The 12,155-nt window shown below is 72.4% G+C and carries 14 protein-coding genes; 5 read left to right on the top strand and 9 right to left on the bottom strand.

The features are described 5' to 3' along the window. The first annotated feature begins 46 nt into the window (after positions 1 to 46). A complete protein-coding gene (locus J4573_RS43935; protein ID WP_208262244.1) occupies positions 47 to 916 on the top strand; it encodes a hypothetical protein in 870 nt (289 codons plus the stop codon). Here J4573_RS43935 and J4573_RS43930 read toward each other — a convergent pair. Continuing rightward, the gene (locus J4573_RS43930) at positions 891 to 1,655 is read right to left on the bottom strand and encodes a class I SAM-dependent methyltransferase (RefSeq protein WP_208262242.1); all 765 of its coding nucleotides are present in this window, start codon (positions 1,653 to 1,655) and stop codon (positions 891 to 893) included. The two genes, J4573_RS43935 and J4573_RS43930, sit on opposite strands and share 26 nt — an antisense overlap. Before the next feature lie 92 nt (positions 1,656 to 1,747). Here J4573_RS43930 and J4573_RS43925 point away from each other — a divergent pair, with 92 nt between their 5' ends. From J4573_RS43925 to J4573_RS43915, 3 genes are all read left to right on the top strand, one after another. Beyond that, positions 1,748 to 2,179, top strand: coding sequence for a nuclear transport factor 2 family protein (locus J4573_RS43925; RefSeq protein ID WP_208262240.1), 432 nt, complete (start codon positions 1,748 to 1,750; stop codon positions 2,177 to 2,179). 77 nt (positions 2,180 to 2,256) lie between these two features. Next, positions 2,257 to 3,258, top strand: coding sequence for an MDR family NADP-dependent oxidoreductase (locus J4573_RS43920; RefSeq protein WP_208262238.1), 1,002 nt, complete (start codon positions 2,257 to 2,259; stop codon positions 3,256 to 3,258). A gap of 10 nt (positions 3,259 to 3,268) precedes the next feature. Beyond that, positions 3,269 to 3,640, top strand: a complete 372-nt coding sequence (locus J4573_RS43915) for a MerR family transcriptional regulator (protein WP_208262237.1) — start codon at positions 3,269 to 3,271, stop codon at positions 3,638 to 3,640. A gap of 26 nt (positions 3,641 to 3,666) precedes the next feature. Here J4573_RS43915 and J4573_RS43910 read toward each other — a convergent pair whose 3' ends face one another. The 3 genes from J4573_RS43910 to J4573_RS43900 form a co-directional block, all read right to left on the bottom strand. Beyond that, positions 3,667 to 3,978 carry an EthD family reductase gene (locus tag J4573_RS43910; RefSeq protein WP_208262235.1) on the bottom strand — a complete coding sequence of 104 codons (312 nt, stop codon included), beginning with the start codon at positions 3,976 to 3,978 and terminating at the stop codon, positions 3,667 to 3,669. 134 nt (positions 3,979 to 4,112) lie between these two features. Next, a complete protein-coding gene (locus J4573_RS43905; protein WP_208262233.1) occupies positions 4,113 to 4,928 on the bottom strand; it encodes an Fpg/Nei family DNA glycosylase in 816 nt (271 codons plus the stop codon). Positions 4,929 to 4,993: 65 nt separating this feature from the next. Further along, the gene (locus J4573_RS43900; RefSeq protein WP_208262231.1) at positions 4,994 to 6,034 is read right to left on the bottom strand and encodes a fatty acid desaturase family protein; all 1,041 of its coding nucleotides are present in this window, start codon (positions 6,032 to 6,034) and stop codon (positions 4,994 to 4,996) included. Positions 6,035 to 6,312: 278 nt separating this feature from the next. On the opposite strand from J4573_RS43900, the gene J4573_RS43895 reads away from it, so the two are divergent. Further along, positions 6,313 to 7,119: a tyrosine-protein phosphatase gene (locus tag J4573_RS43895; RefSeq protein WP_208262230.1), complete on the top strand. Its 807-nt coding sequence runs from the start codon at positions 6,313 to 6,315 to the stop codon at positions 7,117 to 7,119. A gap of 27 nt (positions 7,120 to 7,146) precedes the next feature. Here J4573_RS43895 and J4573_RS43890 read toward each other — a convergent pair whose 3' ends face one another. From J4573_RS43890 to J4573_RS43870, 5 genes are read right to left on the bottom strand one after another with little or no spacing between them, the layout of a single operon-like run. Then, positions 7,147 to 7,947, bottom strand: coding sequence for a DUF4097 family beta strand repeat-containing protein (locus J4573_RS43890; protein WP_208262229.1), 801 nt, complete (start codon positions 7,945 to 7,947; stop codon positions 7,147 to 7,149). Between the two features lies 1 nt (position 7,948). Next, complete coding sequence (locus J4573_RS43885) at positions 7,949 to 8,494, bottom strand: hypothetical protein (protein ID WP_243774558.1); 546 nt, start codon at positions 8,492 to 8,494, stop codon at positions 7,949 to 7,951. 58 nt (positions 8,495 to 8,552) lie between these two features. After that, positions 8,553 to 10,223, bottom strand: a complete 1,671-nt coding sequence (menD, locus tag J4573_RS43880) for a 2-succinyl-5-enolpyruvyl-6-hydroxy-3-cyclohexene-1-carboxylic-acid synthase (protein ID WP_208262228.1) — start codon at positions 10,221 to 10,223, stop codon at positions 8,553 to 8,555. Further along, on the bottom strand, positions 10,220 to 11,182 hold the full coding sequence (locus J4573_RS43875) for an o-succinylbenzoate synthase (RefSeq protein ID WP_307797394.1): 963 nt from the start codon (positions 11,180 to 11,182) through the stop codon (positions 10,220 to 10,222). Before J4573_RS43875 ends, menD begins: the two co-directional genes overlap by 4 nt. 37 nt (positions 11,183 to 11,219) lie before the next feature. Continuing rightward, positions 11,220 to 12,116, bottom strand: coding sequence for a 1,4-dihydroxy-2-naphthoyl-CoA synthase (locus J4573_RS43870; protein ID WP_208262226.1), 897 nt, complete (start codon positions 12,114 to 12,116; stop codon positions 11,220 to 11,222). Between the last annotated feature and the right edge of the window lie 39 nt (positions 12,117 to 12,155).

Raw genomic sequence — 12,155 nt, 5'->3', positions numbered from 1 at the left:
GGACCCGGCTCCCTGATCTCGCTCCGCTCTCCGTAGTGTGGGAACGGTGATCTGGAGCCTGCTGGGCGCGATCGCCGCCGCCGTCTGCTTCGGCCTGGCCACCGTGCTGGAGGCCGTCGCCGCCCGCCGGGCGCCCGCCGCCGACAACGTCGACCCGCGCCTGCTGCTGCGCCTGTCCACCCAGCTGCCCTTCGCCGCCGGCCTCGTCCTGGACGTCGTCGGCTTCGTCCTGGAGCTGGCCGCGCTGCGCTCCCTGCCGCTGTTCGTCGTCCAGGCGGTCATCGCCGCCGCCCTCGCCGTCACCGCAGTGGCCGCCGGGCCCATCCTGGGCGTCAAGGTGTCGGCCGCCGAATGGGCCGCCGTCGTGGTCGTCTGCGCGGGCCTGGCCATGCTCGGCTCCTCCGCCGGCCACGAAGGCCCCGCCCACGTCTCCCACACCTTCCACTGGACGCTCCTGGGCTGCGCCGCCGCCCTGTTCGTCGTCGGCATGACCGCGGGCCGCCTGCCCGGCACGGCCCGCTCCATCGTCCTCGGCGGCATCGCCGGGCTCGGCTTCGGCATCGTCGCCATCGGCGCCCGCGTCCTCACCTCGCTGTCCCCGCTCGACCTGATCACCGACCCCGCCGCCTACGCCCTGGCCGCAGCCGGCGTCGCCGCCCTGCTCTTCTACGCCACCGCCCTGCAGAAGGGCTCGGTCACCGCCACCACCGCCGCCATGGTCGTCGCCGAGACCGTCATCCCCGCCGCCATCGGCATCTGGCTGCTCGGCGACCACACCCGCAACGGCCTGGCGCCGCTGGCCATCACCGGCTTCATCCTGGCCGTCAGCGGCACCCTGGCCCTCGCACGCTTCGGCGAGCCCGCCCCCACCGGCGACGAGCCCGCGCCCGCTACGCCGGCTTCCGCGCCTCGATGAGGAACCGCGCCGTGTGCGCCACGAACGGCCCCTCGGCCTCGATCCGCTCGTGCAGGGCCCTCAGCTGCGGCAGGTAGCCCTCCACGGTGAACCCCGGCACCATCCAGATCACCTTGCGCAGGAAGTAGATCACCGCGCCGACGTCGAAGAACTCGGTCCGCAGCCGTTCCGACCGCAGATCCACCACCTCCAGCCCGGCAGCGACCGCCTCGTCCCGCGCGTCCTCGGGACGGCGCCTGAGCCTCGCCTCGGGCTGCGGCCCGAGGAAGTACTCCACCAGTTCGAACACGCTCGCCGGCCCCACCTGCTGCGACAGGTAGGCGCCGCCGGGGCGCAGCACCCGCGCGATCTCCTCCCACCACACCGTGACCGGATGCCGCGAGGTCACCAGGTCGAACGCCTCGGCCGCGAACGGCAGCGGCGGCTCGTCGGCGTCGGCGACCACCACGGCCCCCCGCGGATGCAGCAGCCGCGTCGCCTTCGCCACGTTCGGCGGCCACGACTCGGTCGCCGCCATGACCGGCGGCATCCTGGACGCGCCGGCCAGCACCTCGCCGCCGCCGGTCTGGATGTCCAGCGCCGCCGACACCTCCGTGTCGGCCAGGCGTGCGGCCATCGTCCGCTGGTAGCCCCAGGAGGGCCGTTCCTCGGTCGCCCGGCCGTCCAGCCAGGAGAAGTCCCAGCCCTCGACCGGCGCCGCCGCGGCCTCCGCGACCAGGTCCTCAAAGGTTCGAGCCATATACTGATCATCTCAGCTGGCGAACCGGGGAACTCCCCACTAAGATCGGATCATAAGCGGGGACTTCCCCATTTGAGCGCCGAGGAGCCGTCATGACCTTCACCGCGGACGACCGCATCGCCATCACCGACCTGATCGCCCTGCACGGCCACCTGTGCGACGACGGCGATCTGGAAGGGCTGCGCGAGCTGTTCACGCCCGACGTCGTCTACGACGTCTCCAGCTTCGGCGGCGAGCCGATCCACGGCATCGACGCCCTCATCCAGGCGGGGATCGACCTGGGCGAGGGAAACCCGGTGGGCCATCACGTCACCAACATCGTGCTGACCGGCATCGCCGACGACCGCGTGACCGCCCGCTCCAAGGGCATCGGCATCTCCGCCGACGGCGGCTGCGCGAGCCTCACCTACGACGACACGATCGTCCGCACCCCAGGCGGCTGGCGAATCAGCTGCCGCGTCGCTGTTGTTCGTCGTACGCCGTTGAATGAGAAGTTCGACCGATCGGGCAGCTTTACAAAGTAAGTTTTAGTAGGGCGGGCTTGCTCTTGACGCGCACGTCAGGGGTTAACGTCGCACCTCGCGATTTCGAGGAGTGACCTATGCCGACCACCGGCCGCCAAGTCCAGCTCGCCGCACGACCCGACGGACTCCCCCGCCCCGAGCACTTCACCGTCGCCCGCGTGCCCGTCCCCGACCCGGGTCCGGGCCAAGCGCTGGTGCGCAATCTGTTCTTCCAGGTGTTCCCCTCGGTGCGCACCCTCATCAACGGAGGCGTGCAGGGCGCGCCCTTCCCCGAGTTGCAGCCCGGCGACACGTTGCCCGGGGCGGCCGTCGGTGAGGTGCTCTCGGCCTCCGAGGGCAGCGACCTCCGTCCAGGCGACCTGGTCAGCCATTGGCAGGGCTGGCGTGAGTACGCGGTCGTGGACGCCGCAGCCTGCACCGCGCTGGGTGACGCGCTGCCCGATCCGGCCGCTCACCTGGGTCAGGGTCACACCGCCTACACCGCCCTCACCGCCGCTGATACCAGGCCGGGCGACACCGTCCTCGTCACCGGCGCCGCCGGCGCGGTCGGGTCGATGGCCGGGCAGATCGCGAGACTGCTGGGCGCCGCCCGGGTGATCGGCAGCACCGGCTCGCGTACGAAGGCCGAACGGCTCGTCAATGAGCTCGGTTACGACGCGGTGGTGCTCCGCGACGAGCTGATCGACGAGCAGCTCGCCAAGGCCGCACCGGACGGCATCGACGTCCTGGTCGACAACGTCGGCGGCGAACAGCTGCGGGCAGCAGTCCGCGCGGCCCGCACGGGGGCACGGTTCGCCCTGGTCGGGACCCTGTCCTCCCAGCTGTCCCCCAGCAGTTCGGGCACCACGGGGCCCGTCGAGCTCGACACGTTCCAGCTCATCCTCAAGCAGATCACCCTGCGCGGCGTCACCGGCGCCGCCACGACCCGCGAGGAATGGGCCGAGCGGTTCGGCGAGTGGCTGCGCGCGGGCCGCCTCACCTTTCCCCATGTACGCGTGGCGGGCATCGACAACGCTCCGCAGGCGTTGCACGAACTGATCAGCGGACGGCATCTGGGCGCCGTCATCGTCGAGGTCTAGGGAGAGGTCCATGCGGATCGGCGACGCCGCCGCGGCGGCGGGCACCACACCCCGCGCACTGCGCTTCTACGAGCAGCGCGGCCTGCTGCCCCCGCCGCCCCGTACCGCCAACGGCCAGCGGTGGTACGGGGACCGCGACCTGGCCCGGGTGCGCGTCGTGCGCATGCTGCTGTCGCTCGGCCTCACCGTCGAGGACGTGCGCCGCAGCGCCGACCGCCTCGAACTGCTCGACGGCGACGTCCTCCCGCGCTACGGCGGGCCCGGATGCGACCGGAGCACCGGCACCGTCCAGGCGCGCATCGCCGCCATCGAGGCCGAGATCGCCCGGCTCGTCGAGCTCCGCGACAACCTCAAGGCCGCCATCGCCCCCGCCAATCCCTAGGCCAGGGCGCTCCGGCACGCCCTTCTTCAGATGGTGCCGTTCTGCGCCGGGTAGTCGATGACGACCACACCACCGGTGGCGTAGTTGGCGACGTCGGCGGCCACCCGCTGGCCATGCGGAGACCGCCTCGCCGCGGCCAATGCCGCAGCGTCGGCGAACTCGGCCTCGAAGACCGCGAAGTAGGGCGGCTTTCCCTGTGTCGCTGCCACCTCGAAGCTGTAGCGGTACGCGAGCAGCCCGGGCATTTTCGCGACCAGCGGGAGGTGGTTGCTCACGTAGTAGTCGCGGAAGTGGTCGGGGTCGGTGGGTTCGGGATACAGGACCAGCAGCTTGTGCATGACGACGCCCTCGGAGTGCTTCGGAAAACGAATCAGTGGCCCCACGATAGTGCGTCGGATATCGAAGCAACAAGAGGGGACGCGCTGCGCCCGCTCGTCCGGTGGTCCACGGAGTGGGCCGCAACGAGTAGCGGTCAGGCGTGCGGCGGCTGGCAGGCAGGGCACCAGAACAGGTTGCGGCCCGCCAGGACCTGGGTGCGGACCTCAGTGCCGCACAGCAGGCAGGGCATGCCGGCGCGGCGGTAGACGTAGACCTCGCCGCCGTGGTCGTCCTGGCGGGGCGGGCGGCCCATCGCCTCGGGGGTGTGCTCGGGCCGGACGGTGTCGATGCGGCCCAGGCGCACACCTTCGCGCATGAGCGGTACGAGGTCGGCCCAGATCGCCGCCCACTGCTCGGGGGTGACCTTGCGGCCGGGCAGGAGCGGGTCGATGCCCAGGCGGAACAGGACCTCGGCGCGGTAGACGTTGCCGGGGCCGGCGACGACAGTCTGGTCCATCAGCAGCGCGGCGATGGTGGTGCGGCTGCGGCTGATGCGCCGGTACGCCTGGTCGGGGTCGGCGTCCTCGCGGAGCGGGTCGGCGCCGAGCCGGTCGAGCAGGAGCTTGATCTCGCCGGGCTCCAGCAGCTCGCAGGCGTTGGGGCCGCGCAGGTCGGCGTACTCCGAGGGGCCGGCCAGGCGCAGGCGGACCATGCCGACGGGGGCCGGGGCGGGCACGGGGCCGAAGGTGTAGGTGCCGTAGATGCCCAGGTGGATGTGCAGGCGGCGTTCGTCGCCGAAGCCCAGCAGCAGGTGCTTGCCGTGGGCGTCGGCCTCGCGCAGCGTACGGCCGTCGACCTGGCGGGCGCCGTCGGCGAAGCGCCCCTGCGGGCTTTCGGCGGCGACGGGGTGGCCGGCGAACATGCGCAGATGCTCGGCGGCAAGGCGGTGGATGGTGTGTCCCTCAGGCACCCCGAAAGCATAGTGCGGCCCGACCGTGCCCCAGGTCCGGTCGGGCCGCATCTGCGGTGAGGGCTTTAGTGGCGCAGGGGCTCGGCCACCTCGTGCATGTGGCCGAGGGCCTGGCGGTAGGAGTCGATGAGGCCGGTCTCGGTGAACGGCAGGCCGACGCGGGCGCAGTGCTCGCGGACCATCGGCTGGACCTTGCGCAGGCTGGGCCGGGGCAGGCTCGGGAACAGGTGGTGCTCGATCTGGTAGTTCAGGCCGCCCATGAGCCAGTCGTTGAAGCGGCCGCCGCGCACGTTGCGGGAGGTGAGGACCTGGCGCCGCAGGTGGTCCCACTTCTGGTCGGCCTCGGGCATCTCCATGCCCTTGTGGTTGGGCGCGAACACCGAGCCCAGGTGCAGGCCGAACAGGGCCTGGTGCAGGAGCAGGAAGACGACGGCCTTGCCGGGGGACAGCAGCGTGAACGCCAGGCCCAGGTACCAGGCGGCGTGCGCCAGCAGCAGCGCTCCTTCCAGGAGCTTCTCGCGGCGGGTGCGGTCCTTGAGGGCCATGACGCTGTTGAACTGCAGGTTCAGGCCTTCGAGCAGGAGCATCGGGAAGAACAGCTTGGCCTGGTGGCGGGCCAGCCAGTTCAGGAAGCCGCGGCGGCGGGTGGAGGCCTGCTCGGCGGTCCACACCAGCGGGCCGGCGGCGACGTCGGGGTCCTTGTCGGCGTGGTTGGGGTTGGCGTGGTGGCGGTTGTGCTTGTCGGTCCACCAGCCGTAGCTCATGCCGAGCACGCCGTTGCCCAGCAGCAGCCCGAGGAGCTTGTTCACGCGCGGCGAGGTCGCGATCTGACGGTGGCCGGCGTCGTGGGACAGGAAGCCCGTACGGCCCGACAGCAGCGCCAGCGGCACGGCGAGGGCCAGCACCCACCAGGAGGCACCGAACCACCCGACCGCCGCCCAGACCGCGGCGGTGGCCGCCACGTTCAGGCCGATCGCGGCCGTGTAGTAGCCGAGCCGCCGCTCCAGCAGCCCGCTCTCACGTACCTGCCGTGAGAGGGGCGCGAAGTCGCTGCCGGGCCGGGTGCGCGGCGCACGGGGCCCGGGCGCTTCGAGGGTGGCGGTCATGGAGCCTCCAGTTCGGCGGGATCTGACGCTCGACAAGCTACGGACCCCAAGATCGGAAGGTCGCCACGCTACAGAGCCATCTGTGGTCTGGCTCGAAGGTCTCGCTCCTGGCCCGGTGCGCTGGCGTGGCGTCCCTGGACGGTTCCCAGCCTCGCCGCCGCGCCGCGCGGTCACATTGGCCCTGGCCCCCCAGTCACAGGGGACTCTTCTCCCCCACCCGGGTGGTGCTGGCTCCCCCATGAAATGTGCAACAGAGCGGGCATATAGGGTCATAGGTCATGAATGCGAGCACGCGGTGGATCGATCTGGACGGCGCGGTCAACGTCCGCGATCTCGGTGGACTGCCCACGACCGACGGCCGTTCGACACGGCGGGGGCGGGTGCTGCGTTCGGACAACCTCCAGGACCTGACGGTCTCCGACGTGCGGCTGCTGCTGGACGACTACGAGCTGAAGAACGTCATCGACCTGCGCAGCGACGCCGAGGTCCGGCTCGAGGGGCCGGGCCCGCTCGCCCGCACCCCCTCGATCACGATCCACCAGCTGTCGCTGTTCTCCGAGGGCGGCCGCCACACCGACGTCGCCGCCGACCTGCCCGAGGGCATCGACGCCGACAAGGTCCTGCCGTGGCAGAACAGCGGCGACCGGGGCCCCGAGCATGACCGCTCCATCGGGCACTACCTCGGCTACCTGCGTGACCGGGGCGACTCGATCGTGGCCGCGCTGCGCGTCATGACCCGTACCGACGGGTCGTCACTGGTGCACTGCGCGGCCGGCAAGGACCGTACCGGCGTGGTGTGCGCGCTCGCGCTGGAGACCGCCGGCGTCACCCGCGAGGCGATCGTCGCCGACTACGCCCAGACCGGCGAACGGCTCGAGGCGGTGCTGGCGCGGCTGCGCGGCAGTGAGACCTACGCCGCCGACCTGGACTCGCGGCCCGCCGACAGCCACGTCCCGCACGCCGCGCTGATGGAGAAGTTCCTGGGCCGGGTGGACGAGGAGCACGGCGGCACGCTGGAGTGGCTCGCCGCCAACGGCTGGACCGAGGCCGACACCGAGGCGCTGCAGGCCCGCCTCGTCGACTGAACGGCCGAGCCTGGCCTTCAGTGCGCGTCAGGCGCGGCGGATGACGATGTCGCCGTAGCCGTTGCGGGCGTGCACCTCGACCGTCTCGTCGGTCGCGGCGGGCGCGTCGGCGGCGGTCAGGTGGTTGCGGACCTTGCCGTACTGGGTGTGCACCTCCAGCCACGCCGCGGTGCCGAGCCGGACGCCGACCTCCAGCTCGCCGTAGGCCGAGGCCAGCTGCACCTTGCCCCGCACGACCTCGCCGAGCCGTACGGAGCCGTAGGCGGTCTTGGCGTTGACGCCGCCCAGGGCGCGGTCGACCGTGATGGAGCCCGACGCGGTCATCGCCCGCAGGTCGCCGCTCACCTGCCCGACGCTGATGCTGCCGTTGCTGGTGCTCAGCGACGCCTGGCCGTCGACCGCGCCGACCCGGATGTCGCCGTGGGTGGTGCTCAGGCGCAGCTCGCCGGTGCGGTCGATGACGCTGTCGCCGAGCGAGCTCTCGAAGACGCACTCGCCCAGCACGCCCTCGGTGCGCATGGGCGCGGCGGCGCGCGCCTCCACCCGCGAGCCGGTCGGCAGCCAGATCGACACGTCCACCGAGGCGCTGCCGCCCAGCCACGACAGCCACGAGGCGATCCCCCGCTCCCGCGCGCCCTTGACCAGCAGCTTGCCGCCCGCGTACTCGACTCTCAGCTGCCGCGCCGCCTGCACGTCGGCCTCGGAGGAGGCGCTGGTCGGCGCCACCTCGACGACGGTGTCGGCACGATCCTCGGCGGTGATGCGCAGGTCGCCGAGCGGGAACTGGATCAGCGCGCTGATCGGTTCCGGGGTGTCGAACGTGGGCATCTCAGCGCACCCATCCGGTGTAATCGTGATCGCTCTGGTGCGGGCGGCGCCCGCCAGGGCTGCCAGGGCCGCCGGGGCCACCGCGGCCGCTCGCGCCGCCCGGCTCGACGGCCGCGCTGATGGCGCGCACGAGCCAGGCGTTCACCGACAGGCCGTCGCGGCGGGCCGCCTCGTCGATGCGGGGCTTCAGCGACTCGGGCACGCGCAGCGAGATCCGCGAGGTGCCGCCCTCGTCGGCGTCCTGCGGAACGGGCGCGGGCGGCGGGGACGCGACCGTGCCCGCCGGGTCACCCCGCGGCGGGGGCGGTGGTGCCGTCACCACGAAGCCGGGGTCGCGGCCGCGCAGCCGCACCTCGACCGCGCCCGGCGCGAGCTCCATGGTGATCTCGTCGGCGGCGGCCGACAGCGCCTCCAGCAGGACGAGCCGGGTCGCCGACTCCAGCGGCACCATGAGCCGCTCGGCGAGCGCGCGGGCGTCCTCACCCCCGGCCTCGGCGGCCAGTGCGACCTCGCGGCGGAGTTGATCGACGAACGGCATCAAGTCCATGACACCATTATGACGCCACAATGACGTCTATGCCACTCACGCCAACCCTGGCGCCTGGTCAGCGCGCCAGAAGCTCCCGGACCGCCCTCTGAGCCGCCTTGCGCATCTCGGCATGCAGCACGGCGTTGGACTCCCGGTCGGTCCGCGCCTCGACGATCCGCAACCCCTCACCCGCGATCGCCTTCGGCAGATCCGCCGCCGCCTCCAACCGCCGGTACGGCAGCCGGTGCGCCGCCGCCACATGCTCCAGATCCACGTCCTGCGGCGTACCGAAGACCCGCTCGAACGGGCCCGTCAACGCCGCCTGCGGCAGCAGCGAGAAGATCCCGCCGCCCCGGTTGTTCACCACGACCAGCGCCAGATCGGGCCGCCGCTCAGCCGGCCCCAGGATCAGCCCGTTCTGATCATGCAGGAACGCCAGATCGCCCAGCAGCGCGTACGACCGGCCACTGTGCACCAAAGCGGCGCCCATCGCCGTCGACACCAGCCCGTCGATGCCGCTCGCGCCCCGGTTCGCCATGATCCGGATCCCGCGCCGCGGCCGCATCACCTGGTCCAGGTCCCGGATCGGCATGCTCGCCGCCGTGAACAGCAACGACCCGCCCGGCAGCGCCGACACCAGGTCGCGCGCCAGCCGCGGCTCGGTCACCTCCGGCACCGCGTCCAGCACCGCGTCCACCGCCGACGCCGCCGCCAGATCCGCCGAACGCCACGACTTCAGCCACGCGTCGTCGCCCGACACCACCGGGATCTCCACGTCCTGCGCCACCTGCGTCGCCGACCGCACCGGATCGGGCCAGCGCGCCAGCGTCGGCGACAGCACGATGTGCTCCTCGGCCCGCCGCAGCATCGACAGCAGCGGCCGCGACAGCCCCGGCTTGCCCAGCGTCACGACCACCTCGGGCCGGTGCCGCTCCATGAACTCCGGCATGCCCAGCAGGAAATGATGCGACGACAGCGCGTGGTCGCCGTAGCGGGCGTTGCCGTTCGGCTCGGCCAGCACGGGCCAGCCCGCCATCGACGCCGCCGCCACGTACCGCTTGACGTTGCTGGCGCCGTCACCGACCACCAACACCCCGCGCCGCGTCGGCGGAACGTGCAGCACCGACCCCGGCGTCGCCGCCCGCACCTTGGTCCACGCGCCCGTCGCGTCACCGTCCAGCGGCTCGCACCACGAGGAGTCCCCGTCGGGGATCAGGGGCTCGCGAAACGCCACGTTCAGATGCACCGGCCCCGGGTCGGGCGCCAGCGCCAGCCCCCACGCCCGGCTGACCAGCGACCGCCAGTAGGCCACCATGCCCGGCCGGTTCTCCGGAACGCCGACCTCGCAGCTCCACCGCGCCGCCGTCCCGTACAGCTTCACCTGGTCGATCGTCTGGTTCGCGCCGGTGTCGCGCAGCTCGGGCGGCCGGTCGGCGGTCAGCAGCACCAGCGGCACGTTCGACTCGTGCGCCTCGATCACCGCCGGATGGAAGTTGGCCGCCGCCGTCCCCGACGTGCAGGTCAGCGCGACCGGCCGGCCCGACCGCTTGGCCATGCCGAGCGCCAGGAACGACGCCGAACGCTCGTCCACCCGCACGTGCAGGCGCACCCGGCCCTCCTGCTCGGCCGCATGCAGCGCCAGCGCCAGCGGCGCCGACCGCGACCCCGGAGCCAGCACCGCGTCGGTCATGCCGCAGCGCAGCAGCTCGTCCACCAGGACGGTCGCCAGAGCGGTGGCGGGATTCATCGGCCCACCACGCCGATCACCGGCGGGGCGTCCATCAGCGCCTGGGCGTCGGCGACCCGACGCCGCCACCCCGCGCCCGCCTCGTCGGACATCTCATGGCGGAGCAGGCACGCCTCGGCCACCTCGGGCCGCCGCACCGGGATCGCCCCGTTCACCGGCACCAGCGGCTCGGCGACCACATCGGCCTCCAGCAGCGCCAGCGTCGCCAGCCCGCACGCGTACGGCAGCTCGGGCAGCGCAGCGGCCAGAGCCAGCCCCGCCGCCAGGCCCACCGACGTCTCGACCGCGCTGGACACCACCACCGGCAGCCCGCACGCCTCGGCCACCGCCAGCGCGTTCCGCACGCCGCCCAGCGGCTGCACCTTCAGCACCGCGACATCGGCCGCCTCGGCCGCGCGGACCTTCATCGGGTCCTCGGCCCGCCGGATCGACTCATCCGCCGCGACCGGCACGTCCACCTGCCGCCGCACCCGCGCCAGCTCCTCCAGCGTCGCGCACGGCTGCTCGACGTACTCCAGCCCGTACCGGTCCAGCACCCGGACCATCCGCACCGCCGTAGCGACGTCCCACCCGCCGTTGACGTCGATCCGGACCTTGCCATCCGGGCCGATCGCGTCCCGCACGGCCTCGACCCGGGCCACGTCGTCGCTCTCGTCCTGCCCCCGCTCGGCCACCTTCACCTTGGCCGTACGGCAGCCGGAGTCCTTGGTCATCGCGTACGCGGTCTCGGGGCCCACGGCGGGGATCGTCACGTTCACCGGGATGGCCTCGCGGATCGGCGCGGGCCACCCCTCATAGGCGGCCTCGCGGGCCGCCGCGAGCCAGCGCGCGCACTCGGCCGGGCCGTACTCGGCGAACGGCGAGAACTCGCCCCAGCCGGCCGGGCCGTGGATCAGCACACCCTCCCGTTGAGTGATACCGCGGAACCTCGTCCGCATCGGGATGGAGTAGACCCTCACCCGCTGACCCCCTGACCCTTCCTCGCCTAATCTGAGATTAGTACCACGGGAAACGCGACCAATCGGGGTCACGCTTCTCAAGGAAGGAATCTCGGCCCTCAGCGGCCTCATCGGTGCCATAGGCCAGCCTCGTCGCCTCCCCCGCGAACACCTGCTGCCCGACCAGCCCGTCGTCGATGAGATTGAACGCGAACTTCAGCATCCGCTGCGCCGTCGGGCTCTTCCCGTTGATCTTGCGGGCCCATTCCAGCGCGACGGCCTCCAGCTGGTCGTGCGGCACGACGGCGTTCACCATGCCCATCCGGTGCGCGTCCTCGGCGGAGTAAGTGTCGCCCAGGAAGAAGATCTCCCGCGCGAACTTCTGCCCGACCTGGCGGGCCAGATAGGCCGACCCGAACCCGCCGTCGAAGCTGGCGACGTCGGCGTCGGTCTGCTTGAAGCGGGCGTGCTCGCGGCTGGCCAGCGTCAGGTCGCAGACCACGTGCAGGCTGTGCCCGCCGCCCGCGGCCCACCCCGGCACCACGCAGATCACGACCTTGCCCATCGTCCGGATCAGCCGCTGCACCTCCAGGATGTGCAGCCGCCCGGCCCGCGCCGGGTCGATCGTCTCCGAGGTCTCCCCCTCGGCGTACCGGTAGCCGTCCTTGCCGCGGATGCGCTGGTCGCCGCCCGAGCAGAAGGCCCAGCCGCCGTCCTTGGGCGAGGGCCCGTTGCCGGTCAGGAGCACCGCGCCGACGTCGCCCGACAGCCGCGCGTGGTCGAACGCCCGGTAGAGCTCGTCGACGGTGTGCGGCCGGAACGCGTTGCGCACCTCGGGCCGGTTGAAGGCGATCCGCACCGTCCCCTGGTTCACCGCCCGGTGGTAGGTGATGTCGGTGAAGTCGAACCCCTCGATTTCCTTCCACGCCGCCGCGTCGAACAGCTCTGAGACCATCGGTTCCCTCTCCCCTGCCGCCAGTCCTCCCCATTCAAC

Origin of the sequence: Actinomadura barringtoniae (assembly GCF_017573505.1) — a bacterium.
Lineage (GTDB): Bacteria > Actinomycetota > Actinomycetes > Streptosporangiales > Streptosporangiaceae > Spirillospora > Spirillospora barringtoniae.
Note: the sequence above shows the minus strand (reverse complement) of the source record. Positions and strands in the feature narration are given on the sequence as shown.